Raw genomic sequence first — 25640 nt, 5'->3', positions numbered from 1 at the left:
GACGGGGTGGCGATCGACCCGCCGGGTACCCCTGTCGACGGCCGGTGACACGACAAGCGGCGTCGCAGGGGACAACGGCAGCCCGGTGATCACGCCAGGACGGGCTGCGGTCGCCAGGTCGCCTCGACCAGGGCCCGTTCCGTGCCGGACAGACAGACGGCCGCGGCGAGCCACGCCCGCGCGTACCCGTCCGGATCGGACTGCTGGGTCCGCCCGAACACGTCGCGGCTCCGCCGGTCGGCCTCCGCGGCCAGCGCCTCCGCCAGGTCCGCGGCTGTCCGGAAGCCGCGGCGCCGCAGGGCGGCGGCCCCTGCTACGCGGTCGCCGTCACGCGCGGGTTCGGCGGCGGCGCGCCGGCCCCCGGACACCGCCACCTCGACCAGGCGCCGCAACCGCCACAGCGGCGCCTCGGCCACCGGGTCCGGAGGGAGAGCGGACACCGCGGTCACCGCCGGCAGTTCCTCGGCGGGCGGGAAGTGCGCGCCTTCGAGGCGGTCGTAGCCCAGATCGGCGTGCCCCGCCCACTCGGCGGGCAGCCGCAGGGTCGCCGCGCCGTCCGGCAGCGGTCCGACCGCCAGCGGCCGCAGCGTCGCGGCCCGGTCGGGATCGAGGCGCCCCACCAGACGCAATTGCAGCCCCGGCCGCGTGGCCAGCCTGCGGAAGTTGGCCACGTGCGCCAGACCGGGGTGGCCATTGGCCGGCACCAGCCGGAACAGCAGTCCCTCCCCGTCCGCCCCGTCGGGCGCCAACTCCCGTACGAACAGGTGATCCTCGTTCGCTCCTACGACGATGACGTCACAGCCGATCAGCTCCTCGGCGCCCTGTCCCGACCGCTCCGGAGCGCTCGTCGCGCCGACCGCGAGCCGGGCCGCGGCGGCCTCGGCCAAGGAGCGGGAGAACAGGCCGGTGAGCGGGCCCGACGTCCAGGACAGGCCCGGCACCGGGGTGGCCCGCACGCCCTTGCCGGCGCCCAGGCGACCGTCCGGGGACAGCGTCGCGCCCGAGATCAGCAGTCCGCCTCGGGACAGCTGGGCGTGATCGACGCTGCCGGAACCCAGCGCCACGGTGGCCGTGGCGGCACCCCGCGCCCGGGCCGGCCCGCCGGGTTTGACGTCGGCCACCGAGAACCACCGCCCGTCGTCGGAGAGGACATGGGTGACGACCCCGCCGTAGCCGGTGGCAGAGATCACCGGCTCCCGGCACACCCCGTGGACCCGCAGCCCACCGCCCGGCCGGTAGGCGCGCCGCGCGGTGCCGACGAGGGCCGGGTCCGGGTCGGCGGTGGCCAACAGGCCGCTGGTGAGGAGCAGTTCCCGCAACGCCGCCACCAGGTCGGCCAGCCGGTGGCCGTCGTGCCGGGCGCGGGCGGCGCGTACGGCACGTACCACCCGTAGGGCCGCCGCCTCCGGCCGGTGCAGCCCGGCGAGCCGGGCGGTGTGCGCCGCGCGCAGCAGCTCGGCCTGCGGTACGGCACCCGCGCCCGGCACCCCGGCCGCCAGCAGCGCGGCCGCCGCTGCCCACAGCCCGGCCGCGGCGGTCACCTGCGCGGGGGTCGGCCCGGCGCTCGGCTGTCCGGCGTCCACGTCCTGCCCCGAAGCCGCGGGTTCCGGCGCGTCACCGGGCGCGTTCCGGGGCGAGGGCTCCGGGGTCTCGACGGCCGAGTCCGCGTCGGCCACCGGAGCGGCGCCCAGCACCGCCGTGCGATGCAGGCACCGGGGCGCGAGCAGACAGCTGCACTCCGCCTGACCGGCGTCCGTGACCGCGCCGGACGGCCCGGGTGTGAGTGTGACCTCGGCGTCCTCACCGCACCGCACCCGGCGTACGGTGCCGTCGACGGTGACGGGCAGCGTCGCGTACGTCTCGATCGTGGCGTCCAGCTTCTTGCGCAGCCGGGACGTCAGCTGCTCCACGGCGGCGGCGACCACCTCGGGCGCCACGGGAGGAAGTTCGGCGTTCATCGGGCCTCTCCGCGCAGACGGTCCCCCACCCAGCGGGCGAGGGCCAGGGGACTGAGGGCGGCGACCGGCATCCCGGCCGCGACCAGCTGCTGGGCCACGGGGACCGAGTAGCGCGGGGTGCCGGTGTCGTCCAGGGCGGCGCAGCCCATCAGATGCACCCCTGAGCTCGCGAGGGCGCGTACCTCGCCGAGGAGTCCGCCGAGCGGATACCCCTCCTCGAAGTCGCTCACCACCACCACGAGGGTCCGGCTGGGGACGGTCACCAGGGACCGGGCGTGCGCCAGACCGGCCGCGATGTGCGTGCCGCCGCCGACCCGGACCTCCAGCAGCAGCGACAGCGGGTCGTCGACGCGGTCCGTCAGGTCGATCACCTCCGTGGAGAAGGCGAGGAAGTGCGTGCTGAGCGTGGGCACTCCGCCGAGGACGGCCGCGGTCAGCGCCGACCAGACGACCGACGCCTCCATCGACCCGGACACGTCGACCACCAGGACCAGCCGCCAGTCCGCCTCCCTGCGGGAGCGGGTGCTGAACACCGGTCGCTCCGGCACGACCAGGGTGCGGCCGTCCTCGGTCCTGCGGGTGTGGGCGAGGTTGGCCCGCAGGGTGCGCGGCAGGTCGATGCGGCCGCCCGGGCGGCGCGTCGGACGGGGTGTGGCCAGGCCGGTGAGTGCCGGGCGCAGCTTGGTGGCCAGCTCCTTGGCCAGTTCGTCGACCAGCCGGCGCACCAGCGGGCGCAGCCGGGCCAGTTGCTGCTCGGGCATCCCGCCGGCCAGGTTCAGCACGGACGTCAGCAGGTCGACCGAAGGGCGGACGGCCTTCGGGTCGAGCTCGGTGAGTACGCCCGCGCGGCCCTGGTCGGCGGCCCGGGCGAGGACCTCCTCGCGGACGTCGGCGCCGAACAGCGCGTCGAGTTCCTCGGCCCACTCGCGGGCGGTCGGGAAGGAGGCGTCCTGGCCGCCGCCCTGTCCGCCCGCACGGCCCAGGTCCGCGGAGCCCTCACCACGGCCGGTGCCGTACAGCTCGTCGAGCGCGTGGGCGTAACGGCGGGCGTTCTGCGGGAGTTTCTCGCTCTCGCGGCCGAGGAGGAGGCGCCAGCGGTCGGTGGGAGTGAGGTGGGGGGCCGCGTCGGGCTGGGGGCGGGAGGGCGTCGGTGCCGGGGCGTGGGGAGCCTGCGTGACCGACGTGTCCTGCGCCGGGGGCAGGCTCGTGCCCAGCGGTGGGCGCAGTGATGCGACCGCCGCCCGGCCCGCCGCGTCGGCCGCCGTCCACAGCGCGAGCAGGTCTGGCGAGGCGCCGAGCGAGAGGTCGAGACGGTCGCCCAGGCGCTCGGTGACCGTGTCGAGGAGCCGGTGGCGGCCGGCCGGGCTCAGGGTGTCGAACCCACCGCGCAGGGCGGGCAGTCGGTCGAGGAACCCCTGGTCGGTGAGGGCGTCGATCCGGTCGAGAAGGGGGTCAAGCGCGGTCGGCGCCGACTGGAGCAGGGGAGCGGCTCCGCCGAGCAGGCCGGTGAGACGGCGGCTGAGCGCCTGCCGCTGGTCAGGGCCGGTGGCGGTGTCGATCCAGCCCGCGGCGCGGGAGCCGAGGGTGTCCGCGTCGTCGAGGTCGAGCAGGACACGGGCGGCGAGTGCGGCTCCCTGGACGAGTGGGGAGCCGGTGCGCGCGAGGTCGCTCAGGGCGTCGTCCATGCGCAGCCCGAGGCGGTGTTCGCCGGCCCGGGAGGCGAGGGCGATGAGGGCGCCCGTCTCCTCGGGGTCGTCGCTGCCCGCCAGCCCCGGCAGGGACCGCACCGCCGACTCCAGCAGTTCGGCGGCGAGTTCGGCCGCCGCCTGCCGGCCCTCGGGAGTGGTGCCGGGCAGGTGACCGCGCCGCAGTGCCTCCAACAGGTCGAGGGCGGCGAGGAGTTCGGAGAGGGTGGCACAGGCGGGGAGGACCTCGGCGGCGTCCGCCAGGCGCTCCGCGACCAGCGCGGGCAGGTCGCAGCGGGCGGCGTCGCGCAGCCCCGTGAGCACGAGGGCGCTGGTGGGGCCGCCCTCCGCCGACTCCCTGCGGAAGGTCTCGCGCAGGGTGCCCTCGGCGGCCCGGGCCGCGGTGACGCCGCGGATGCCGGCCAGGTCGAGGCGGACGGGCACGGCCGGGGTCCAGGACAGCCGCCACCGGGTGGTCAGCGCGGACGCGTCGCCCGTGCCGGACACCTGGACCGGTTCGCCGTACCCGGCGCCGCAGACGGCGAGCCGCTGGAGGAGGATCTCGCGGCGGCCGTCCAGGGCCGAACGCAGCGGGTCCAGCCGCAGCTCGCGCGCGGTGGGGTCGTCGGGGCCGGGAAGGCGCAGCGCGGCGAGTTCGGCCTCGACGGACGGGCCGAGCCCCGAGCGGGGCGTGCCCGGGGCGACCCGACCCCGGTCGGTGCCGACCAGCACCGTCTCCAGGGCCTTGGCGAGGGCCCGGCCGCGGCCCAGGGACTCCCCCTGGCCCATCACGGTCGTCAGCGCTTCCAGCACCTCGCCGCGCCCGGGCGCGGCAAGCCCCCGCAACCGGGCCAGGTCACCCGCCACCCGCAGGGTCTCCCGGGCCTCACCGGTGCCGGCGACATGCCCGCCGGCGCGCAGCTCCCGGCACACGTCGGTGATCGCACGGGCGGCGGCCTCATGCAGCCGCTCCGGATCGCCCGCGGCCAGGAACACCGCCTGCTGCCAGCGCGGGTCGCGGATGCCAGCCGGGTATCCGGAACGGGAGTCCAACAGATCGAAGGCGTACGGGACGAGGGAGGTGACGACGGCGGGCAGTTCCTCGCCGGCGGCCGTCTCGCCTCCTGCGGCTGCGCCTAGGGTCAACGCCGGTGCGTGGAAGGCACCGACGACGGCCGCGACCCGGCGTCCTCCGGACGCGGCGCGGGTGATCGTCTCACGCATGTACGCCTCGCGCGCCAGGTCCACCCCGGGCACCCCGCCCGTGGACTCGGCGTCGCGGCGCAGTGCCCAGCCGACGGACAGGGCGGCGCGGCGGACGGCCTCGGGGGTGCAGCCCGGCGCGAGGACCTCCACGCTGCGGTCCCACATGTCGTCGCCGTCCCGGCCCGTGGCGGCCTCGGTGAGCGCCGCCGCGAACGCCGTGGGCGTCCGGTCGGCCGGGGTGCGCGGGTCCCCGGTCGGTGCGCCGGCCCACCGCGGGTCCGACATGGGCAGGTCGCAGCACACGACCTCCACCTCGCGCTCCCGGGCCCAGCGGATCGCGGCGAGTTCGGGCGAGAAGTCGGCGAACGGGTAGAAGCCGAGCCGCCCGTCCTCGCCGGCCCCGGCCAGCGCGACCGGGGCGACGGTGCCCGGCGCGCCGAGGTGGCTCAGCCAGGGCTGGAAGTCGGCGGGCAGTTCCACGCACACCACGTCGGCGCCGGAGGCGTCCAGCAGGGCGGGCACCGCGGCGGCGAGCGCCGGGCTGTGGTGCCGTACGCCCAGCAGGTACGGCACGGCCGAGTCGGCGAGGGCGGTGAGGGCCGCCCGCGGATCGTGAACGAGCGTCACCGAGGGCTCCTCCGCCGGTTCCTGGACGAGCGTCACCGAGGGCTCTTCCGCCGGTTCCTGGACGAGCGTCACCGAGGGCTCTTCCGCCGGTTCCTGAACGAGTGTCACCGGAGGTTCTCCCGCAGGTCCCAGAGGCGTCGCCAGGTCGCCGAGCCGTCCTCGGCGCGGCGGCGCACGGGGCCGTCCCAGTAGCCGAGGAGCCGTGCGTGGTCGGCCGGGTCGTCCTTGCGGACCACGCCCAGCAGATGGCCGGGGACCAGGTCGAGGGAGTCGCCGCCGGGCAGATAGGCGGCGGCCACCCCCAGGGAGGCGGCGACCTGCACCGCTTCCGCGGTGGACATCACCGTGCCGGGGCGCTCCACGTCCCAGCCCTCGGCCGAGCGGCCGGCCCGCAGATCGCGGAAGACGGTGACCAGGACGTCGAGCACCGCGTCATCGACGCCGAAGGCGGCGCCCGCCCGTTCGACGGCCGCCGTGGCCTGCCGCTTGACGAGGGCGGTCTCGGCCTCGACGTCGGCGATCGGGTGCACGGTCTCGAAGTTGAAGCGGCGCTTGAGGGCGGCGGACATCTCCGACACCCCGCGGTCCCGGAGGTTGGCGGTGGCGATGACGGTGAACCCGGGAGCGGCGGCGACCTGGGCGTCCACGGTGCCGGACAGCTCGGGCACGCTCATCCGCCGGTCGGACAGGATCGACACCAGCGCGTCCTGGACCTCGGGCAGACAGCGGGTGATCTCCTCGACCCGGGCCACCTGCCCGGCGCGCATCGCGGCCAGCACGGGCGAGTCCACGAGCGCCTGCGGGGTCGGGCCCTGGGCGAGGAGCAGGGCGTAGTTCCAGCCGTAGCGCAGGGCGTCCTCGGTGGTGCCCGCGGTGCCCTGCACGGTCAGCGCGCTGGTGCCGCTGACGGCGGCCGACAGCAGCTCGGACAGCATCGACTTGGCGGTGCCGGGCTCGCCGACCAGGAGCAGGCCGCGCTCTCCGGCGAGGGTGACCACGCACCGCTCCACCAGGGCGCGTTCGCCGACGAACTTGGGGGCGACGACGAGTTCGTCCGGCAGCCCCGGATGGGCCTCGGGCAGTTTGAGGGTCTCGCCGTCGCTGCCGCAGACGAAGGTGATCACCGCGCGGGGCGTCAGCAGCCAGCCGGGCGGACGGGGGCCGTCGTCGTGGGCGGCGAGGAAGGCGAGTTCGGTGGCGAAGCGTTCTTCGGCGGGCAGGGTCTGCCGGGGCGGCAGGGCCGTCGCCGTGTCGGTCAGGGTCATGGAGGTCCTTGCTGGGGAGGTAGGTCTGTGTGGGTGAGGGGGCGCCGCTGGTGGGCGGCGCCCCGGACTGCTGGGGCGCGTCAGCGGCGGCGTCCCCGCCGCGCCTTCTTCAGCTCCTCGAACCGGGGAGCGTCACCGTCCTGGACGCGCCGCCACGCCCGGCGGTACAGGTCCGCGGCCGGTTCGAGTGGCACGATCACGCCGAACGGCACGTGCTCGTCGGTGACTTCGCCGAACAGCGGCAGCTTCCAGCGCTCCAGCGGAACGCGCGGCGCGGACTGCTCGGCCCAGCCGCCCGGCAGGAACAGCGAGCGTCCGGCCCGGGTCCGGGTGGCCTCGACCACGAGGTCGCCGGCGGCGAGTTCGGCGCGGGCGGCCTTGAGCCGGGCCGGCTTCCAGCCCGTCCACCGGGCCGTCATGCGGTCGGTCGGGTCGGGCATGGCGAGCAGCATCAGATAGAGCGTGGCGGCGTCCTCGCCCAGGCCGTACTCCTTGGCGGCCTCCGTGACCAGGTCGGGAACCGAGCGGCTCGGGTCCTGGGGCCACCAGGTGCCGTCCTTGTCCCGGGCGCCGGCGATCGGCTCCCCCGGGTCGGCGAGCAGGGCCGCGAACCGCTGGTCGCGGACGAGGCGCAGGGCCGCTTCGGCGGCGTAGGGCCGCTGATCGTCGACGCGGACCGCGGGCAGGTAGGGGTCCTGCCCGGCCTCGTCGAGCAGGGCGACCCGCAGGCCCGGGGCGGGCTGGTCGTCGTGGGTGGAGAGGACGACGGCGCCGTACCGTTCGAAGCCCGCGCCGATCTCGGTGGGGGCACCGGCGGTCTTCCGGAAGTCCGGGAGGCTGATGTAGCGCCCCAGGTCGAGCATGAGTCCGGGGTGGGCCAGTCGTTCCCGCACCGCGGTGAGGGCCGGGGGCAGGGCGGCGCGGACCGGGTCGCCCGCGGGCAACCGGTGGGCGAGCCAGGCGACGAGGCCGACCGAGCCGGTGAGGGTCCCCGCCGTGAAGCCGTCCGTGTCGTTGCCGACGGGCCGGACCCGGTCGCCGCTGACCGCCCACTCCAGGTCCCGGCTCAGCTGCGGGGAACCGGCCGGGTCCAGCAGCGCGGGCAGCGCTTCCCGGACCGGCCAGGTCGAGTGGCGGAAGGCGCGGACCGCGTCGCTGAGCAGCGCCTCGGGCACGGCGACCCGCCTGCCCACCTTGGCGTTCCACACGGCGGCGGCAGCGGCCACGTCCGGCCCTTCGGTCCACAGGCGGGCGGGTTCGGCGGGCAGCAGCGCGCCCACGACGGCGGCCCGTACGGCACCGTCGACGCCGCTCAGTTCGTCCTTGGCCACCGCGGCCGGGGCGGCCTTCACCCCGATGAGGGCGCGGGCCTCGGCGCTCAGGAAACTCCGCTCGTAGACGTCGATCCCCGGCAGGCCGGCCACGATCAGCCGGGCCATGGTGTCGGTCACGCCGGTCAGCCGCGCGAACTCCTCGGCGGCCTCCGGGAACCAGGGCGCCGGACCGCGCTCCGCCAGCTCCGCCAGGAAGGTGCCGAGGCGTCCTGTGGCCGCCGCCTCGCCCAGCGGCTCCGACGACACCGCTTTGTAGGGCCGCGGTGTCTCGAACCGTCCGGCCGGGTCGTGGAAGTAGCCCGTGAAGGTGCAGCCGTCGTCGTCGAGCGCTCGGCGTCCCGTCACGGCGACGAAGGCACCTCCGTCCAGCGGGAGCACGCCGTTCCAAGCGCCCTCGCGCCAGTCGCCGCCGGGGGTGCGCAGCGGGGCCGCCTCCAGGTGCAGACCCACCTTGCGCCAGTGCGCGGACGCGGCCGGCACCAGCCCGAGCCGGTCGAACTCGCCCAGCAGCGTGCGCAGTACCTCCCGGTGCTCCTCGGCGGTGGTGGCGGAGGCCGCCCGGTAGGCGAGGGCGGTGGCCCGGTCGAGGAGGGTCTCCAGGTCCGGTTCGCCGCTCGGCAGGGCGTGGCCGTCGAGGTGCAGCCGTACGTCGGGACGGTCGGGGAGGGCGGTGTCGGCGAGTCCGGTGGCCCGGGCCAGGACGCGCAGGGCACGGAAGACGGTGTCGGCCTCGTCGTCGCGGTTCCACCAGTACCGGCGGGACACCCCGAGGCCGTTCATCGCGTCCGTCAGCAGCCGGTCCGGCGGTCCGGCCGGCCCCTCGTCCTCCAGGCCGCCTTCGAGGGCGAGGGTGAGCCGGGTCGCCGCCGCGTCCAGCACGGCCTGCTGCGCCGCGGCGTAGCGGGCCACGCCGGCGATGCCCTTCACAAGCGCTTCGTGGGTGACCGGCAGCAGGGCGCGGATCGCGTCGGGCAGCGCCTCGTCGGTCTCGCTCGCCGCGGCGGCCAGCAGCGCGGCGGCCGTGTCCCGGTCGACGCCCCGCAGCGCCTTCGAGCCCTCCGGGTCGCGCGGTGTCAGACAGTCCCAGTACTGGACGGGCGGCAGCAGCAACGTGCCCTCGCCGAAGACCCCGGGGGTGCGGTCGGTCTTGCCCCAGGCGGTGACGACGCCGTCGGCGTCGACCACCTCGAGCTGCCAGTTGTTGCGCACCACGGCGCTGGGCCGCTCGGCGCCGGGGAACGTCACGAGCGCGGTCGGACGGCCCGCCTGCGCGGGCACGGTGACGGTGCGTCCGGCGAGGTCCTCGGCACGATGCGAGCCGTCGGGCAGCTTCACCAGCCGCAGGCCCGTCAGTCCGTCCACCGGCACGCAAACCGGGGTGGTGCCGGCGGTGAGGGACGGCCGGAGCCGTCCGCCCGCGTACTCACTGCCCTCGGGCGCGTCGCGCAGGGCGTCGGCCAGGAACGCGGGCTTGCTCATGCGCCCGCGCTCGTGGGTGGCCGGGTCGTACTCGTACCAGCCGTGCGCCTCGCGGTCCTCGGAGTCCGCGTGCCACACCCAGTAGGAGGAGCCGTCGAAGAGCAGCGGCCGTTCGTCGGGGAGGGTGGTGTCCCCGGCGTGCAGGACGCCGCGGCCGGTGATCCGGCCGCCGTCCGGCAGGGGCAGCGTGATCGGGAAGTTGGCCCGGTACCAGTCCATCTCGGTGCCGCGCGTGCCGTGCGGGCCCTTGAGGGACTCGACGCGGTCGGCACGGGAGTGCCAGTAGCCGCGCAGGCCGTCCTTGCGGGAGTTCCAGTAGACGAGGAGCTCACCGTCCACGTGGTGGAAGCCCGGGTCTCCCGACACGTCGTTCGCGGGCAGCCGCAGATCGTGGGTGAGCAGCGTGCCGTCGACGCCGATGACGCGGGCCTGGGCCTTGCCCGCGACCACGAGGTGGGGCCAGGCGTCGGCGACGACGACGTCCTCCACCCGGTCCTTGGGCACGAGGGCGGCGGTCGCCTCCTCCCAGGCGGGCCAGCCGAGTTCGTCGAAGAGCCCGGCGCGCAGGGTGCGGGCCAGCACCGGGGCGAGGTCGGTGCCGACCGCCGCGCGGACGTCGTCCTCCGCGAGGGCCAGCGCCTCGGCGGGCAGCCAGCCCAGCCGGGTCAGCGCGTTCGGCAGGCCGGGCAGACCGACCGCGCTGAAGCGCCGTACGACCGAACTCACCCACTCCGCCAGCCAGGGCCGGCCGCCGGGGGAGTCGGCCAGCAGACGGATCGCGCGGTGCGCCTGGTCGTGGTTGTGGAACTGGTCCGCGCCCCGCAGGAAGGCGTCCCGGAACCGGGAGTCGGCGCCCAGCAGCACCAGGTCCCGCTGTCCCTCGCCCATGGCCCAGCTCTGCAGGGGCAGATGCTCGTCCTTGCCCGGCGCGGCCACCGGCACGTCGAGCGACAGCAGCAGGTCGATCAGGTCGATGTCCTGCTGCACCTTCAACGCCCGCCCGGACGCCGCGAGTTCCGTGCGCAGCCGGTCCGCCGCTCGCTCCACCAGCGGGTACAGCTCCGGCATCCGGGTGGAGCCGCGCCAGGACCGGGCCCGCTCCCGGAACACCAGGAAGCGCTCCAGCCAGCCCGCCGTACCGTCCGACGGCCGTTCCTCGGCGGGCAGGGAGCCGTCCCACAGCCCGGCCGTGGCGCCCGAGGACTCCAGCACCTCCAGCCACATCGCTGGCAGGTCGTCGTCGGACCCGGCGGGCAGCATGTCCAACAGGGCTCCCCGCACCCGCCGTTCACGCTCGGCCAGCGCCACCAGGGCGGCCCGGTGGCCCTTCCACCAGCCGGCCGCGGCCCGCAGCGTCGCCGGAAGTTCCAGCAGCTCGGCCAGATAGTCCTGCTCGGCACGGTCGGTGTCCTGCCCGGCGGCCCGGGCCAGCCTGCGCAGGTCGGTGGCCATCTGCGCGGACGGCGGCAGACCGCCCGCGGTACGGCGCAGACACAGCCGGGTGAAGCGGCGCAGCGCCTCCTGCGGCGACACCCGCGCCGCCAGCTCCTTGCCGTACGCGGACAGCACCTTGACCGGCAGCGCGCCGGCCAGTGCGAACTCCAGGAACACCGCGTCGAGGCGCTCCTCCTCGACCGTCAGCCCGTGCTCCGCCTCGGCCTTGCGGGCGCGGGTGAACAACTGGGCGGCGTAGGTTGCGTTCTCCTCGGCGAGGAACACCCGGCCCGCCTGCTCGTAGAACGTCGGCAGGAAGTGCGGCACCGACGCCGCCAGTCGCCCGCCGAGTTCCAGGTAGGCGTCCAGCGCGGCCTTTGGCCGGGACTTCGCCTGCCGGGCCGCCCGCTCCAGGTCCGGCACCACCCCCAGGGCGTGGTGGCCGTCCTCGGGGTGGTGCACCAGCACCCACTCCGGGAAGCCCAGCGACTGACGCAGCCCCAGGCCCACGACGGCCGGCTCGGCGTCCTGCTCCATGCCGAGGAACCCGGCTGCCAGGTCCTCGGCCGCGCCCAGCTCACCGGCGACCAGCCGCACCACCACACGGTCGTCCAGACCGGGATGGCGGTAGCTGCGCGCCGTCAGCGGCACCGCGCGCTCGCCCGCCCCCTCGACGTCCGGCGGCAACACCGCGCCCGCCGCGAGCAGTTCCTCGTACGACACCTGCGTCCCCCCGCTCATGCGCCCTTGCCCTCCTCGATCACGCGCCCGGCGTACAGTGCCGCGGCCATCCGCATCCCCTCCGACCAGGCCACCGGCCCGACCTCCCGCAGCGGCAGGGCCCGCCCGTCCTGGTCCTGCCAGGTCAGGGCGCCGGTCTCCACCGTGTCCTCCCAGTACGGCTCCCCGATCCACACCGCGGCCTCGACGGTCCGCCCGCCATCCCGCACCCGGGCCGTGGAGTAGCCACCGGAGACCCGGTAGCCGAGCGAACTCGCGCGCGCGGCGAGGGCGAAGCGGGAGCGGAAGGAGCCGCCGGTGAACTCGCGTATCTCGGTGGCCTTCGGATCGAGGTCGTCGGGCCGCTGCCAGGTCGCCCGGTGGATCTGCTCGACCCGCTGCACGATGCCCAGCTCCGCCGCGAACTCCCGGATGTCCTCCAGGTCCGGCAGCAGCACCGGGTGCGGCAGCGTGACCGTGCGCGGCGACAGCCGTACGGTCTCGCCGTCCAGGTTCACCACGCGCAGTTCGCCGTCCTCGGTGGCCCCGCGCAGGAACCCGACCTCGTCCGGGTCGTCGCCCACCACCGCGATGTCACGCAGCGCCGACTGCCAGGCCTCGTCCGGCCACACCCGGGCCAGCAGACCGGTGGGCACGGGCAGCGACGACACCATCCAGGAGTCGACCTGCGCGACACAGGCCGCGGCGTGCCGATCCAGCCACTCGGCGAACCGCCGCAGCCGGTCCACCTCCGGGTGGTCCCGCAGCGCGCGCGGCAGCGACTTCAACTGCCGCCCCGCCGCCCGGCCCGAGGTGGCACGCGCCGCCACCCGCCCGTCCACCAGGGCGACTTCATACCCGTCACCCGCCGAGAGCCAACCCACGAGTCCCCGCCTTCCGCATCAGCGCAGCAAGAAGAAAGCACAGTTCAACCGGGGACATCCCGGCGCCAGTGCGACGATGCGAGGAACGTTAGCGGCGATCACTGACAATCGGCCCCGCAGGCCGTGGACAAGGCCTCGACGGGTGGAGCGGGGAGGCGGACGGGAGCCCGCGGTGCGTGCCCCGGTCGCGGTTCAGTCCGTGTGCTTGTGCATCACATGGAGGTAGTGGCGGTCGCGGTGCGGCACCTGGTCGTCCCGGCCCGGGAGGCCGAAAACCGCGCACACGTCGCCGGGGCGGGTGACGATGCTGGACTGACTGCCGAACGTGAGACGGTCGTTGACGTAGTGCGCACAGCCCGCACTGTCCAGCGCCGTCACGAGCTGCTCGCGGTCCACGGTGGCCTCGTACGACTCCGAGTCGGGCAGCACCAGGGCGGGCAGATGCACGGTCGGGCTCCAGAGCTCGATCGCGAGACCGCTCACCGCCCGCCGCGTGACGGTCAGCTTCAACCCGCCCCAGGCGTACGGGTAGCCGTCGATGTCCGGCCCCTTCAATCGGATCGCGGGGTGCGGGCGCCCCGGACCGAGGAGTTCCTCGGCCTCGGTCAGGGGCATTCCGCACTCCAGGGGCCCGATCCGGCCGGTGCGGGCGAAATCGACGAGGACGTTCATCAGGGTCACGGCAGCGACCCTGACATGTCCCGAGGTCCGCCCGCACTCCGATATCGGCGCGGGGTGGGCTCACATGTAACGGCGCCTGGTGCGTCGTAGCAGAACGAACCCGGAGATCAGCAGTACCGCGCCCGCCGCGGCCGGCCACAGCTGGGTGCCGGTCTCCGCGAGGCTGCCCCCGCCGCCCTGAGGCTCGGTCTGAGCCCCGAGCGGAGGCTGCGCCACGGCGCTGGTCGAGGGGTTGCTCTCGGAGGCGCCTGCCGTGTCGTCGTCGGCCGCCGGGGACTGGGTGTCGGGCCGCTGCGTGGCCGAGGGCGAGGTGTACGTCCTGGGCTCGTCGGCGGCCGGTGCGGTGCTTTCTTCGGCGGTCGGCGTCGGCTGCTCCTGGGGCTCGTCGCCGGAGCCGCCGTTGTCGCCGGAGCCGGAGCCGGAGCCGGGCGCGGGGGCCGTCGTGTTGTCGCCACCGCCACCGGGCTCCTGCGTGGCACCACCGTCCGAGCCGTTGCCCCCGTTGCCGCCACCCCCGTTGTCGTTGCCACCGGCGTCGTTACCGCCGTTGCCACCGCCGCCGTTGCCGCCCCCGCCGTTGTCGTTACCGCCGTTGTCATTGCCCCCGTTGCCGTTGCCTCCGTTGTCGCCGCCGTTCCCGGGCTCCTCGCCCCCGCCCCCGCCGGTGCCCGCGCCGCACTGCTTGCCGTCGTTGATGCAGCCGACCATCTCGTTCATCAGACTCTCGTCGAAGATGTTGATGAAGTCGCCGTGGTCGGTGACGGGCTTGTGCAGTTGCTCGGGGAAGGCGTCCACCGCGAAGAGCGGCGTGGTGCGGCCCCCGTCCTGCAGGCTCGGCGCGTCGATGTCGTAGACGATGCGCTGGACGAGCTGCGGGATCGCCTTGAAGCCGTTGGCGCAGGAGCCGTCGGCCTGGGCGAACGCCACGTGGGTGCGGTGGTTGGCGCTGTCGATGTTGCGGCCGTCCCAGCAGCTCTGGAACTTGAAGGTGCGGACCACGTCGCTGCCCTGCGGGCACAGCGGGTACTTGTCCTTCAGCTGGCGGTCCTCGAAGCCGGTGCAGCTCCAGGACGCGTTGGCGTTGGCGGTGCCGTTGACGAACGCCTTGGCGTCGCCGGTGATGATGCGCAGCAGCCGGGGCATGGCCGTGACCTTGCTGGTCGGGCTGCCGACGAAGGTGAGCGTGACCTCCTTGGGCGTGACGATCTCACCCGCGTTGCCCTCGATACCGCCGCCGGGGCTGCCCGCGTCCTGCTCCTGGGTGCCGTTCTGCAGCCGTACGACGGGCCAGTAGTACGAGGACTTGTCGCCCTGGTCGACGCAGCTGGTGTCGCCGCCCGCCAGTTCGTTGTCGTCGGCGAAGGCGTTGTTGGCCTGGTTTCCGACATAGTCGTGGAAGTGGTGGGCGCCGTTGGAGACGCCGGGGGCCACGATCACGTTGTCCGAGTTGAACAGGCCATTGGCGTTCACGCCGCAGCTGGTGACGAAGCTGCCCTTGGAGGCGTCGGCGCCGGGGTTCGGGGCCGGTGCGGCGGGCGGCGCGGTGGTGATGTCGGCGTAGTCGGCGGCGACGGGGCCGTTGCCGGACTGGCCGCCGTTGCCCTGCTGTTGGCCACCTTGATCCTGACCGTCCTGACCGTCCTGACCCTGCTGGCCACCCTGGTCCTGACCGTCCTGACCGTTCTGGTCGCCCTGCCCGTCCTGGCCCTCTCCGTCGGCCTGGTCGTCGGACTCGCGGAGCGTGCACGGCGCCAACTGGTCGAGGCCCTCCGGGCGTTCGCCGGTCCGTTCGAGCGCGGCGGCTATGCGCTGGATCGTGGCCGCCCGGTTCTCCGACAGCGGCTGCACGACCTGGCTCACGGCGGCTTCACGGTTCTGCAGCGCCGGGTCCTGCAACTGCTGATAGGCCTGGGCCGTCTGCTGGTCCAGCTGGGCGAGTTCCTTGTCGACGTCCGCCCGCGCGCCGTCGGGCACGCTGGTCAACGCGTCACCCACGTCAGGGCAGTCGATCGTGCCCGCTCCCCAACCACCCTCGGCCGACAGGGTCGTCGGAGAGGAGGTGTCCTCGGTCGCGGAGGCGTACACGTTCGCGGCCACCAGGCCACCGCCTCCCAGCATGAGAGCCACGGCGGCAAAGGTGGCCCGCCGGGCCCCTGTCGGGCGTCTGCGCTTACTGCGTCCCACAGAAGTACTCCTGCGTCGGTGGTGGTCCGTCCGGCATGGAAATCCCCCGGCCCCATACGGATGCCGGGCGGCCCGTGTTCAACCGCCTCGGAAATTCACAGCACTCTCATATGAGCCGTGCGGCTCCGTAGGAGGTCAGACCCCTCGTCCGGCCCCGAAAACTCGTCCGACGACAGGTGTCACGCCCTGGGTACTCGGTACTCCCCGCAGACAGAAGCACCCACCCAGCACGTCCGGGAGGCGATCATGAGTGACGAGAACATGGCCGACGAGGTCTACCAGCCCACAGGCGGCAACGAGGAGCAGGAGGACGCCGCTCCGCTGGATCTCCAGGACGCGGTCGACGAGCGCACCTACGACGACATGCTGGACGAGGGGTACTCGCCGCCCGAGAAGCCGCTGGGCGTGACCAAGACCGGCACCACGGCGGCGGAGCAGCGGGAAGGGGAGTCCCTGGACGAGCGGCTGCGCCAGGAGGTCGCCGACGTGACGGAACCGGCCGGGGACGGGATCGGGGACACCCCCGGGGCGACGGGCGAGCCGCGCGATCCGGAGGTCGGCGCCGACCGCGCCGGCCGGCTGGTGGCGCCGGACGAGGGGGCCCACGAGGACACCACCAAGGAACTGGTCGCCGAGGACGAGGGCATCGACGGCGGCGCGGCGGGCGCGGAGGAGGCCGCGGTGCACGTCGTACGGGAGGACCGGGAGGACCGGGTGGACGAGTGACGAGTGACGAGTGACGGCTGCCCCTGTCAGGGGTCGGGGTTTCCTCGTACGATGGCCCGCATGATCCTCAGCCGACGCCGCCCCGCCGTTCAGCGGTACCGCGCGCTCGCTTCACACGGCTGTTGTTGATCTTTCACGAGTAGCGGCGCAACGGCCGGGCCGCACCGGCCGGTTGGCGCGGTTTCCCACGCTGACACGCGCCGCTTCGCGACGTGCGGACGCCGCGCACGCGCGCACCCGGCGTGCCCAACCCCCACCTCGCCCCTGGCCGTTCTCCTGAAAGGGCAGACCTCCATGCGCACACCCGAAACCGCCTACGACCGTCACAGACTCCGCCAGTGGCTGGCCGGTGAGGCCCGCGCGGACGGGGTCTCGCGGCGGGACATGCTCCGGCTGCTGGCGGCGGCCGGCGGCGCCCTCGCCGTCCCCGCGGGACTCGACACCCCTGCTGCGGCGGCCACTTCACCGGGGATCGTCAAGCCGCTGCCCGACGAGTGGTTCACGGTGCGCGGCACCAATGCGGAGGCTCGGTTCGCCTCTTTCGCGGGCACCGGGCATCACACGCCGGTGGAGCGGTTCTTCGTCCGCAACCACACCTCCACCCCGGTCCTCGACGCCGCCGACTGGACCCTGACCGTGCACGGCGACGGGCTGGTCCACGGCCGCGCCGTGGAGTTCTCCCTCGACGACCTGAAGCGGTTCCCCGCCGTCACCCGTACCGCGTTCGTGGAGTGCGCGGGCAACGGGCGCAGCTACTTCACCTCCCAGCAGGGCCAGACCGTCAGCGGGACCGCCTGGACCCTGGGAGCGATCGGCACCGCGCGCTGGCGCGGGGTGCGGCTCGCCGACGTGCTCCGTCACGCGGGGCTCGGCCGCGCCGCCGTGGACGTGATGCCCCGGGGCCTGGACGCCACCTACGTGACCGCCGACGGGACCGACCTCGGCCGGGTCCGCCGCCCGCTGCCGCTGTCGAAGGCGCTGGACGACGTGCTGCTGGCGTACGAGATGAACGGTGAGCCGCTGCCGTACGACCACGGCCACCCGGTGCGCGTCCTGGTTCCGTCCTGGGTCGGGATCGCGTCGATCAAGTGGGTCGGCGACATCGAGGTCTCGGCCCAGCCCCTGTACTCGCCCTGGAACACGGACTTCTACCGGCTCTTCGGCGATGCCTACCCGCCGGGCGGCAGCGCCCCGCTGACCCGTCAGACCGTGAAGAGCGCCTGGGAACTCGCCTGAGGCGCGAGCCTCGAGGCGGGCCGGGAACACCGGCTGACCGGCCGGTCCTGGTCCGGGGGCGGCGGCATCGTCCGTGTGGACGTCAGCACGGACGGCGGGGTGCGCTGGCGGCGGGCCCGGCTGCTCGACGCCGGGCACCGTGACGGCTGGGTCCGCTGGTCCACCGACTGGCGGCCGCCGGCGCCGGGACCGTACAGTCTGCTCGCCCGTGCCACGGACCGTGCCGGCCGCACCCAGCCCGACACGACCGTGGCGAACACCCAGGGCTATCTGTTCGACGCCGTGGTGCGGCATCCGGTGACTGTGGTCTGACGCGATGCGCCCGCCGCAGTCGCACGAGCGAGCCGGGCCTCGGCGAGCTGCCGGGCCGCCCGCAGCGGGGTGACGCCGGTCGAACGGGCCACGTCCAGCACATGGCTGACGGTGTCCGCGATCCCGTCCACCCGCTTGCGGGCGGCCTCGTCGCTGTCGTGGTCGGATTCCCGGCTGAGCGTGTAGATGATGCCGCCGGCACTGGCCACGTAGTCCGGCACCCAGACGACTCCGTGGCGTGCGAGGGTGTCGGCGACGGCGTCCTCGGTGAGCTGGTTGTTCGCCGGGCCGACGACCAGGGGCGCCCCCAGTCGGGGCACGCTCTCCTCGCTGAGGACGCCGCCGACCGCGGCCGGGACGAGGATGTCGGCCGGTACGGACAGGGCCTCGTCCGGCTCGACCCATCCGAACCCGGCGTCCAGCGCCGCCTGTTGGCGCGACTCCTCGACGTCCGACACCAGGACCCGCGCGCCCTCGGCGGCCAGTGCGGCCGCGATCCGGCCACCGACCGAACCGAACCCGCTGACGACCACCGTGCGGCCGGCGCAGGAGGCGTCACCGAAGACATGCCGGGCCCCGGCGCGCAGTGCGGCCAGGACCCCGGTGGCGGTGGGACCGCCGGAGTCGCCGGTGCCGCCGTGCTCCTCGGGCGCGCAGTACGCGTACGGCGTGAACCTCTTGAGCACCACCATGTCCTGCGGGCCGGTGCCGATGTCGGGGCCCGTGCGGTACGACCCCTGCCACGGGGCGATCAGTTCGCCGAGGTCCTCGAGGGCGGCCTCGCGGAGTTCCGCGGTGAGGTCGGTGTCCCGGTCCAGGGCGATCACGCTCTTGCCGCCGCCGAAGTCCAGGCCGGCCACGGCCGCCTTGTAGGTCATGGCCTCCGACAGCCGCAGCGCGTCGGTGAGTCCGTCCCGCCAGGTGTCGTAGCGGCGCATCCGGCAGCCGCCGGCGGCCGGTCCGAGCGCGCGCGAATGGATGGCGACGATGATCGGCAGTCCGGACCGCCGGCCGCGGCTGACGACGACCTCTTCGTGTGCGAATGCTTGGCTCATACGGTCGAAGCTAGGGTGACGAACGGCCCAACTGGCTTTCGCCCGAAGGAAATTCGGAATCCGGCTCATGGAGGGGACCATGGACGAAGTTGATTCGGCGATCGTGCACCATCTGCAGAAGGACGGTCGGCTCTCCAACCGCGCCCTCGCCGAGAAGCTCGGCATCGCGCCGTCCACCTGCCTCGAACGCACCAGGCTGCTGCGGCAGCGCGGCATCATCGAGGGGTACCGGGCCCAGGTCTCCCTGCGCGCGCTCAACCGCTCGGTGCAGGCGATGGTCGCCACGCAGATCCGGCCGCTGCGCCGGGACGTCGTCACGGCCTTCGAGGAGTCGGTGACCCGGCTCCCGGAAGTCGTCTCCGTCTACACGATGGCGGGCAGCGACGACTTCCTGGTCCACGTCACGGCCCAGGACATCGACCACCTGCACGCCTTCCTGCTGGACCAGTTCACCAACCGGCGCGAGATCGTGGGCTTTCGCACCTCGATCATCTACCAGCACCTCACGAACCCGGTGCTCGATCCGCTGCCGTGAGCGGGTGTCAGGCGGCCGTGTCGAGGTGGATGTGCTCGATCCGTTCGTCGAGGAAGGCGGCCAACTCCCCGGCCTCCGCGCGCACGGAGTCCTCTTCCGACGCGGTCAGGCGGCGCAGGGGGCTGATGCGGAGCCGGTCGTCGCGTACTGCCCACGTCGCGGCCACACGTCCGTCGACCAGGACCGTGCGGTGGCCCGCGACGGACACCCCGACATGGGCGGCGTCGACGACGCGGCTCCGGTCGTGGTAGCCGAGGAGGGCGTTGTCGAAGGCCGGCAGGAAGCGGACGGGCGCCGGGGTGCCGGGATGGGGTCGGGGCGCGTCGGGCAGGTCGAACAGCTCCCGGCCGCGGGCGTCCCGGAAGACGACGAGCTCATCGCGTACGGCTCGGACCGCGGCGGGAAGTCCGGACAGACCGCACCAGGCGCGCAGATCCGCACCCGCGGCGGGCCCGTACGCGGCGAGGTAGCGGCGTATCAGCTGCCGCCCGACGGGGTCGCCGTCCCCGGCGGGCAGCGGATCGATGTCCCGTCCGAGCCAGGAGGCCAACGGCACGTTGCGCACGCCGGCGGACTGCCGCCATAGGCCGCGCGGCGGCAGCTGGACCATGGGTACGAGGGCCGCGACGACCAGCTCGCCCAGGACCCGGCGCGGCGGCCCGGGCCAGCGGTCCTCGAGGGCCTGCACCAGCTCGCGCAGGGTGCGGGGCCGCTGATCGGCCATGACCGCCCGCGCGGCGGCGGCGACCTCGTCCAGGTCGAGGCCGGCCAACTCCCGCCGGTAGGTGCCCAGGACCCGCCCGCGCAGCATCGCGTCATGGCGGGCCCGCCAGGCGAGCGCGTCGTCCGCGGTGACGAGGTGGACGGTACGGCGCATCAGGTGCGTGCGCACCACCGTGCGGCCGGTCATCGCCTCGTCCAGCTGCCCCGGCGCGAAGCCGGCGAGCCGGGACCACAGCCCGGTGAACGGCTCCTGGGGCTCCTGCGCCTGCAGTCCGCACAGGTGGGCCACCGCCTCGGGCACGGAGGCGTCGGCGCGCGTGAGCAGATGCTGGCGGGCGAGGGTGGCGCGGTTGAGGGCGCGGTCGTCGAGGACGGTCATGGCGTTCGTCGGGCTCAGGCGCCGTAGGGGACGGCCACGTCGAGCACCCAGGTGACGCCGAAGCGGTCGGTGAGCATGCCGTACAGCGGCGCCCACGGCGCGGGCTCCAGCGCACGTACGACGGTCGAGCCCTCGGCGAGCCTGCCCCACAGGGTGCCGAGCTCTTCGGTGTCGGTACCGCGCACGGAGACGAAGAACGGGTTCTCGCCCGGGTTCCAGGGCAGGTGGGCGGGCACGTCGTAGGCCATGACGTGGAAGCCGTCGTCCCCGGTCACCTCGCCCCACATCACCCAGTCCGCCTCGCTCTCGTCCCGTACGGCGCCGGCGTCCTCGTACGTGACGGCGACGGTGCGGCCGCCGAACACGGACCGGTAGAAGTCCAGCGCCTCACGCGCCGCGCCCCGGAAGTTGAGGTGGGTGGTGGTCGTGACGGACATGGTCTGCTCCTCGCCTCGATGTGGCACGGCCCGGTGACCGGCTCGTACGCCACCCTGACGGAGGTAGCGGACAGGTTGTGTCCGCTACCTCGGCGACCATGGAGCCCATGTGGAAAACCTCCTCCCGGCTGCTCGCTCTGCTGTCCCTGCTGCAGACCCACCGTGACTGGTCCGGCGAGGAGCTCGCCGGGCGGCTCGACATCACCGCGCGCACCGTGCGCCGCGACATCGACCGCCTGCGCGAGCTCGGCTACCTGATCACGACCGTCAAAGGGCCCGGCGGCGGCTATCGCCTCGCGGCCGGTACCCAGCTGCCGCCCCTGCTGTTCGACGACGACCAGGCCGTCGCCCTGGCCGTCGCGCTGCGGACCGCGGCCACCGGCACCGGCGTCGCCGAGGACGCCGGCCGCGCCCTGGCCACCCTCCGCCAGGTCATGCCGCCCCGCCTGCGGCACCGTATCGACCTGGTGCGCGTCACCGCCGTTCCCGCGCCCGGGGCCCCCGACGCCGCGCGCGTCGACGCCCAGGTGCTGCGGGAACTGAGCCGCGCCGTCCATGCCCGCGAGGAACTGCGCCTCGACCACACCCCGGGGCACGGCACCGCGACCGTCGAGCGTCGCCGCGTGCAACCCCACCACCTGGTCACCTGGCGGGATCGCTGGTACCTCGTCGCCTGGGACCTCGACCGCGAGGACTGGCGCACCTTCCGCGTCGACCGCATCCGCCCCCGCACCCCCACCGGCCCCCGCTTCACCCCGCGCGAACTCCCCGGCGGCGACGTCGCCACCTTCGTCACCGGCCGGTTCCGCGGCAACGACGGCGCCACCACCGACTGGCCCTGCCGGGGCGAAGTCGTCCTGCACCTCCCGGCCGCCGACGTCGCGCCCTTCGCCCAGGACGGCACCGTCGAGGAACTCGGCCCCCACCACTGCCGGCTCACCCTCGGCTCCTGGTCATGGACCGGACTGGCCACCGCCATCGGCCACTTCGACGCCGGCATCGAAGTGGTCGGTCCACCGGAACTGGCGACGGCCTTCGCGGAGTTGGCCGCCCGCTACAGCCGCGCGGCCCGTGGGGCTACTTCCAGTCGTACGCGTACGCCGCGACCCACGTGATGTCCAACTGGGCGCTGCTGCCCGGCGCCGCCCCCGGCCCCTCCAGCGCGCTCTCGTTCTGCAGCACCCACGACAGCGGCTGGTCGGGCACCTCGCGGGTGTCCTGTCCGATCTGCCGGCCGTCGACGAAGAAGCGGACGCGACCCGGCGTCCACTCCGTGGAGACGGTGTGCCACTCGGTCCAGTCGTCCGCGCCCGGGAAGTACCCCTGCTCGCCGCCCCCGCACGGATGGTGGAAGGCCGTCAGCTCGCCGGTCCACTCGCCCTCGGGATGGTCCATCTCGCAGCCGCCCCCGTAGTGCAGCCAGGCGGACTTGTAACCCGGCGCCGGCTTCGTGACCTTGATCCGCGCGCTGTACTTGCCGTACGCCATCTCCATCACGGCCCGCGGGACCACCGCGGCGGCGTGCACGGGTCCGCCGTCGGCGGGCCGCCACATCCGGATGGTCATCCGCCCGTCGCCGTCTGCCGCGGGACCGACGCTGACCGTGTCCTCGGGGTGATAGACACCGACCACGTCCCGGCCCCGGTCGTTGGCGGTGTCGCGCCAACCGGTCGGATAGGCCCACCAGTTGTCGCGGTACGAGCCGCTGAGACCCCCGCAGTGGGCGGCGGAGGTGTCGACGTCGTGGTCGCAGTCGCTGAACGCGCCCAGCGGCACCACGTCGCCGTTGAAGTCCTCCGCGAGGACCTGCCAGAAGGGCCCGCAGTCACCGCGGGGCAGGTTCACGCTCGTACTGCGGCAGGCGTCGGCGGCACCGGCGGCCGGTGCCCCGTCCGCGCGGGGGAGTCCGAGCAGGCGGGCCGTGGTCAGTACGACCGCGGAGGCGACCAGGAAGGCCTTGCGGTGGTGGTGCGGCGCCGCATGTGAACCCATCCGAGGCTCCCTCGATGCTCACCGGCTCGAAGAAGCATCCTCGCGCGCGAGCCGGCGGGCAGCCACCCCCGCGACGGGCCGGGAACCGGACGACCGTACTCCGCCGTGCCCGGAGCCGCAGTGGCGGTCCCAGGTGCGGTTCGTCCCAGATGTGGCACCTGGTGAGGCATGGAGTGGATCGGCAGGACGACCCGGGCGTTCAGGTGGCGCGCCGGGAACGCGGTGACGGCCGTGCGACGCGCCTGGGCGGAGCCGGGGCGTGAGCGGGACGTGGTGGCGCAGGCCGGGAAGGCGGCGCTGGCGGCCTGGGTGGCGTGGGCCGTCGCGGGGTGGTGGCTGGCCGCCCCGATGGCGCTCGTGGCGCCGTGGGTGGCGGTCGCGCTGGTGGAGTCGACGGTGTACCGGTCGGTCGCGCACGGGCTGCAGCAGCTGGCGGCGATCGCGGTGGGCACGATGGTGGCGACCGCCGCGGCGATGCTGCTGGGCAACGCCATGGTCACGATGGCCCTCGTCCTGCCGCTGGTCCTGCTGCTGGGACAGTGGCGGCGGCTGGGGAGCCAGGGCATCTTCGGCGCGACCGGGGCACTGTTCGTCCTGACCGGCGGCGAGGTCACGCTCGCCGGGGCGGCCGCACGCCTTTCGGAGGCGGCGTTCGGCGCGCTGGTCGGGGTGACCGTCAACGCGCTGATCCGGCCCCCGACCTATCTGCGGGACACCCGCGCCGCGCTGGCCGAGGCGGCCCGTGAGGCCCGCGACATCCTGGACGACGTGGCCGAGGCGCTCACCGCCGCCGAGTGGGACGGCCACGACGCCGGCGTACGGCACCAGCGCGCCCTGCGGCTGGGACGCCTCGTCGACCAGGCCAGGTCGGCGATCGGCTGGAGCGAGGAGAGCCTCCGGGGCAACCTCAGGCGGCCGCTCCGGCGCGACGCGGCCCCGCACGGTACGACGTACGCCGACGCACTGGCCGTGCTGGACTACGTCGCCGTCCACACGGCGGGTGTGACCCGCACGATGCGCGAGGCCGCGGAGGGGGCCACGGCCAGGCCGGCCGAGTCGGTCACCGCCGCCTACGCGGACTTCCTGCGCGAGACGGCGCACGCCGTGCACCTCTACGGCGAGTACCGGTTCTCCGCGGACGGCCGGGACGAGACCACCGGGCGCGCGCTGCACGACGCCGCCGCCGAGCTTCGGCGCAGCCTCGACGCCCTGCGCCGGCAGTTCCCGGGCGCGGCACCCGACGACCCCGACGCGCTGGTCACGTACGGGACGCTGCTCGCCCAGGCGCACCGCCTGGCCGACCATCTGGGGGCGGAACGGGCCTGACGCCTTGCTAGGGTGCGCCGATGTCATCGATCAAGAAATTCCAGGTCACCTTCGACTGCGCGCAGCCCGAGCGCGTCGCCCGTTTCTGGTGCGAAGTGCTGGGATACGAGGCGCCGCCGCCCCCGGACGGGTTCGCCACCTGGGACGCCTACAACGAGGCCCAGCCCCCCGAGGACCGGGACGCCTGGTTCGCCTGCAGCGATCCCACAGGCGTCGGCCCGCGGCTGTACTTCCAGCGCGTCCCCGAGGGCAAGGTCGTCAAGAACCGGGTGCACCTCGACGTGCGGGTCGGCACCGGGCTCGTGGGCGAGGAGCGCCTTGCCGTGCTGGAGGCCGAGTGCACGCGGCTGCTCGCGCTCGGCGCGGTGCGTGTGCAGCTTCTGAAGGCCGACGGCGTCAACGAGTCCTGCATCGCGATGCAGGACGTCGAGGGCAACGAGTTCTGCATCGACTGAGCCTGCGTTCTCAGCCACGGCGGGGCGGGGGGCCGCCCCGCCACAGCACGTGGTTCAGCGGTGGCTCCTCCGCCAGCACGGCACCGCTCGTCACCGCGAAGGTGACCGTCGCGCACACCACGATCAGCCAGGACAGCAGCGTCAGGACCACACCGAGGGAGCCGTACTCCTCGAGGGTCCGGTTGAGCGCGGCGGGCATGTAGAGCCGGGCCGTCAGGCCCAGGGCGCTCGTGGCGGCCGAGGCGAGCAGCGCTCCGGGCAGCAGCGGCAGCCAGGGGACCCGGCCGGCCAGCAGCAGCCGCTGCGTCCACAGCCACAGGCCGGTGCTCAGGACGAAGAAGAGCGGGACGCCCAGCCACGCCCCGGCGCCGAAGCCGTCGCGGATGGGCCCCTGGAGCAGCACGACGAGCACCAGCACGAGGAGCCACACCAGCCAGCGCCAGGCCGCGATCCTGGTCGCCGACTTCGGCAGCCGCCAGGCCCGCTCGCAGACCCGCGCCATGGCCCGGCTGAAGCTGGTGGCCGAGACCAGCGCCACCACCAGGCCCACGGCGCCGGTCGTCTCGCGCAGCCCGTCGTCGGCGGAGCCGCCCAGTACCTGGTCGAGTTCCACGTCGGCCTGGCCGGTCAGACCGAACATGGCGCGCAGCGACTCCTTCAGCTGTTCGCGGACGCTGTGCGGGGTGAACGCGGCGATCGCGAACAGCAGCGGGATCACCGCCAGGAACGCCTGCGCGGCGAGCCTCGTCCCGGCGTCCAGGAGGTTCCCTGACAGCAGCCGGTCCGTCAGCTCGACGATGACCGGGAACCGCTGCTCGGCGTGGGTCCGCAGGCGCTTCAGCCGCGCCGTCCACGCCATCCCGCCTCCCACCTGTGGCCCCGCGCCTCTCAGGCCAGTCAAGGCGTCACCGACCTGGGCGTCGAGCGGTGCTGGACCGATCGGGGCGCCCGCTCGGCGCCGGACCCGCTCGGCGCCGGACCCGCTCGACGCCCGACCCGATCGGGGC

At 74.4% G+C, this 25640-nt stretch carries 17 protein-coding genes and 1 pseudogene; 6 read left to right on the top strand and 12 right to left on the bottom strand.

What is annotated here, in order from left to right; translation table 11 throughout:
- Nucleotides 1-89: 89 nt before the first annotated feature.
- The 7 genes from ACFUO4_RS03215 to ACFUO4_RS03185 all read right to left on the bottom strand — a co-directional run bounded on the left by ACFUO4_RS03215 (nucleotide 90) and on the right by ACFUO4_RS03185 (nucleotide 15391).
- A complete protein-coding gene (locus tag ACFUO4_RS03215) occupies nucleotides 90-1958 on the bottom strand; it encodes a hypothetical protein (RefSeq protein ID WP_383479386.1) in 1869 nt (622 codons plus the stop codon).
- Complete coding sequence (locus ACFUO4_RS03210; RefSeq protein WP_383482253.1) at nucleotides 1955-5476, bottom strand: DUF5682 family protein; 3522 nt, start codon at nucleotides 5474-5476, stop codon at nucleotides 1955-1957. Before ACFUO4_RS03210 ends, ACFUO4_RS03215 begins: the two co-directional genes overlap by 4 nt.
- A gap of 104 nt (nucleotides 5477-5580) precedes the next feature.
- On the bottom strand, nucleotides 5581-6741 hold the full coding sequence (locus ACFUO4_RS03205; RefSeq protein ID WP_383479384.1) for an AAA family ATPase: 1161 nt from the start codon (nucleotides 6739-6741) through the stop codon (nucleotides 5581-5583).
- An 80-nt stretch (nucleotides 6742-6821) separates the two neighbouring features.
- A complete protein-coding gene (locus ACFUO4_RS03200) occupies nucleotides 6822-11729 on the bottom strand; it encodes a DNA-binding protein (protein WP_383479382.1) in 4908 nt (1635 codons plus the stop codon).
- Complete coding sequence (locus tag ACFUO4_RS03195; protein ID WP_383479380.1) at nucleotides 11726-12592, bottom strand: DUF4132 domain-containing protein; 867 nt, start codon at nucleotides 12590-12592, stop codon at nucleotides 11726-11728. Before ACFUO4_RS03195 ends, ACFUO4_RS03200 begins: the two co-directional genes overlap by 4 nt.
- A 192-nt stretch (nucleotides 12593-12784) precedes the next feature.
- A complete protein-coding gene (locus tag ACFUO4_RS03190) occupies nucleotides 12785-13273 on the bottom strand; it encodes a hypothetical protein (RefSeq protein ID WP_383479378.1) in 489 nt (162 codons plus the stop codon).
- A gap of 60 nt (nucleotides 13274-13333) precedes the next feature.
- Nucleotides 13334-15391 carry a DUF1996 domain-containing protein gene (locus ACFUO4_RS03185; RefSeq protein WP_383482250.1) on the bottom strand — a complete coding sequence of 686 codons (2058 nt, stop codon included), beginning with the start codon at nucleotides 15389-15391 and terminating at the stop codon, nucleotides 13334-13336.
- 312 nt (nucleotides 15392-15703) lie between these two features.
- Between ACFUO4_RS03185 and ACFUO4_RS03180 the strand changes: the two genes are divergently transcribed.
- Nucleotides 15704-16183 carry a DUF5709 domain-containing protein gene (locus ACFUO4_RS03180; RefSeq protein WP_383479376.1) on the top strand — a complete coding sequence of 160 codons (480 nt, stop codon included), beginning with the start codon at nucleotides 15704-15706 and terminating at the stop codon, nucleotides 16181-16183.
- A 294-nt stretch (nucleotides 16184-16477) separates the two neighbouring features.
- A pseudogene (locus tag ACFUO4_RS03175) lies at nucleotides 16478-17731 on the top strand (sulfite oxidase).
- Here the strand turns inward: ACFUO4_RS03175 and ACFUO4_RS03170 are convergent.
- Nucleotides 17686-18786 (bottom strand): Glu/Leu/Phe/Val dehydrogenase dimerization domain-containing protein, encoded by a 1101-nt coding sequence (locus ACFUO4_RS03170; protein WP_383479374.1) that lies wholly within the window; start codon nucleotides 18784-18786, stop codon nucleotides 17686-17688. The pseudogene ACFUO4_RS03175 and the gene ACFUO4_RS03170 sit on opposite strands and share 46 nt — an antisense overlap.
- A 79-nt stretch (nucleotides 18787-18865) precedes the next feature.
- Here ACFUO4_RS03170 and ACFUO4_RS03165 point away from each other — a divergent pair, with 79 nt between their 5' ends.
- Nucleotides 18866-19321 carry an Lrp/AsnC family transcriptional regulator gene (locus ACFUO4_RS03165; RefSeq protein WP_383479372.1) on the top strand — a complete coding sequence of 152 codons (456 nt, stop codon included), beginning with the start codon at nucleotides 18866-18868 and terminating at the stop codon, nucleotides 19319-19321.
- Nucleotides 19322-19328: 7 nt separating this feature from the next.
- Here the strand turns inward: ACFUO4_RS03165 and ACFUO4_RS03160 are convergent, their stop codons facing one another.
- Together ACFUO4_RS03160 and ACFUO4_RS03155 are read right to left on the bottom strand one after the other, a co-directional pair.
- On the bottom strand, nucleotides 19329-20423 hold the full coding sequence (locus ACFUO4_RS03160; protein ID WP_383479370.1) for a winged helix DNA-binding domain-containing protein: 1095 nt from the start codon (nucleotides 20421-20423) through the stop codon (nucleotides 19329-19331).
- 14 nt (nucleotides 20424-20437) lie between these two features.
- Nucleotides 20438-20860 carry a VOC family protein gene (locus tag ACFUO4_RS03155; protein ID WP_383479368.1) on the bottom strand — a complete coding sequence of 141 codons (423 nt, stop codon included), beginning with the start codon at nucleotides 20858-20860 and terminating at the stop codon, nucleotides 20438-20440.
- Nucleotides 20861-20967: 107 nt separating this feature from the next.
- Between ACFUO4_RS03155 and ACFUO4_RS03150 the strand changes: the two genes are divergently transcribed.
- A complete protein-coding gene (locus ACFUO4_RS03150) occupies nucleotides 20968-21975 on the top strand; it encodes a helix-turn-helix transcriptional regulator (protein ID WP_383479366.1) in 1008 nt (335 codons plus the stop codon).
- On the opposite strand, the gene ACFUO4_RS03145 is transcribed toward ACFUO4_RS03150, so the two are convergent.
- Complete coding sequence (locus tag ACFUO4_RS03145) at nucleotides 21938-22852, bottom strand: glycoside hydrolase family 16 protein (RefSeq protein ID WP_383479364.1); 915 nt, start codon at nucleotides 22850-22852, stop codon at nucleotides 21938-21940. The genes ACFUO4_RS03150 and ACFUO4_RS03145 overlap by 38 nt on opposite strands.
- 168 nt (nucleotides 22853-23020) lie before the next feature.
- Between ACFUO4_RS03145 and ACFUO4_RS03140 the strand changes: the two genes are divergently transcribed.
- Entirely contained in the window at nucleotides 23021-24178 is a 1158-nt protein-coding gene (locus ACFUO4_RS03140) for an aromatic acid exporter family protein (RefSeq protein ID WP_383479362.1), read from the top strand.
- A 20-nt stretch (nucleotides 24179-24198) separates the two neighbouring features.
- Complete coding sequence (locus ACFUO4_RS03135; RefSeq protein WP_383479360.1) at nucleotides 24199-24633, top strand: VOC family protein; 435 nt, start codon at nucleotides 24199-24201, stop codon at nucleotides 24631-24633.
- 10 nt (nucleotides 24634-24643) lie between these two features.
- Here ACFUO4_RS03135 and ACFUO4_RS03130 read toward each other — a convergent pair whose 3' ends face one another.
- Nucleotides 24644-25492 carry a YhjD/YihY/BrkB family envelope integrity protein gene (locus tag ACFUO4_RS03130; RefSeq protein WP_383479358.1) on the bottom strand — a complete coding sequence of 283 codons (849 nt, stop codon included), beginning with the start codon at nucleotides 25490-25492 and terminating at the stop codon, nucleotides 24644-24646.
- Nucleotides 25493-25640 lie beyond the last annotated feature (148 nt).

It is taken from the genome of Streptomyces sp. NPDC057280 (assembly GCF_042668605.1).
GTDB lineage: Bacteria > Actinomycetota > Actinomycetes > Streptomycetales > Streptomycetaceae > Streptomyces.
This window is presented reverse-complemented; position numbering and strand designations above follow the sequence as displayed.

Coding starts and splice junctions, on each gene's coding strand:
- ACFUO4_RS03160 (WP_383479370.1), bottom strand. CDS start 20,423: ATGACCGTCCTCGACGACCGCGCCCTCAACCGCGCCACCCTCGCCCGC.
- ACFUO4_RS03215 (WP_383479386.1), bottom strand. CDS start 1,958: ATGAACGCCGAACTTCCTCCCGTGGCGCCCGAGGTGGTCGCCGCCGCC.
- ACFUO4_RS03170 (WP_383479374.1), bottom strand. CDS start 18,786: ATGAGCCAAGCATTCGCACACGAAGAGGTCGTCGTCAGCCGCGGCCGG.
- ACFUO4_RS03200 (WP_383479382.1), bottom strand. CDS start 11,729: ATGAGCGGGGGGACGCAGGTGTCGTACGAGGAACTGCTCGCGGCGGGC.
- ACFUO4_RS03185 (WP_383482250.1), bottom strand. CDS start 15,391: ATGCTGGGAGGCGGTGGCCTGGTGGCCGCGAACGTGTACGCCTCCGCG.
- ACFUO4_RS03130 (WP_383479358.1), bottom strand. CDS start 25,492: ATGGCGTGGACGGCGCGGCTGAAGCGCCTGCGGACCCACGCCGAGCAG.
- ACFUO4_RS03180 (WP_383479376.1), top strand. CDS start 15,704: ATGAGTGACGAGAACATGGCCGACGAGGTCTACCAGCCCACAGGCGGC.
- ACFUO4_RS03165 (WP_383479372.1), top strand. CDS start 18,866: ATGGACGAAGTTGATTCGGCGATCGTGCACCATCTGCAGAAGGACGGT.
- ACFUO4_RS03155 (WP_383479368.1), bottom strand. CDS start 20,860: ATGTCCGTCACGACCACCACCCACCTCAACTTCCGGGGCGCGGCGCGT.
- ACFUO4_RS03150 (WP_383479366.1), top strand. CDS start 20,968: ATGTGGAAAACCTCCTCCCGGCTGCTCGCTCTGCTGTCCCTGCTGCAG.
- ACFUO4_RS03140 (WP_383479362.1), top strand. CDS start 23,021: ATGGAGTGGATCGGCAGGACGACCCGGGCGTTCAGGTGGCGCGCCGGG.
- ACFUO4_RS03135 (WP_383479360.1), top strand. CDS start 24,199: ATGTCATCGATCAAGAAATTCCAGGTCACCTTCGACTGCGCGCAGCCC.
- ACFUO4_RS03145 (WP_383479364.1), bottom strand. CDS start 22,852: ATGGGTTCACATGCGGCGCCGCACCACCACCGCAAGGCCTTCCTGGTC.
- ACFUO4_RS03205 (WP_383479384.1), bottom strand. CDS start 6,741: ATGACCCTGACCGACACGGCGACGGCCCTGCCGCCCCGGCAGACCCTG.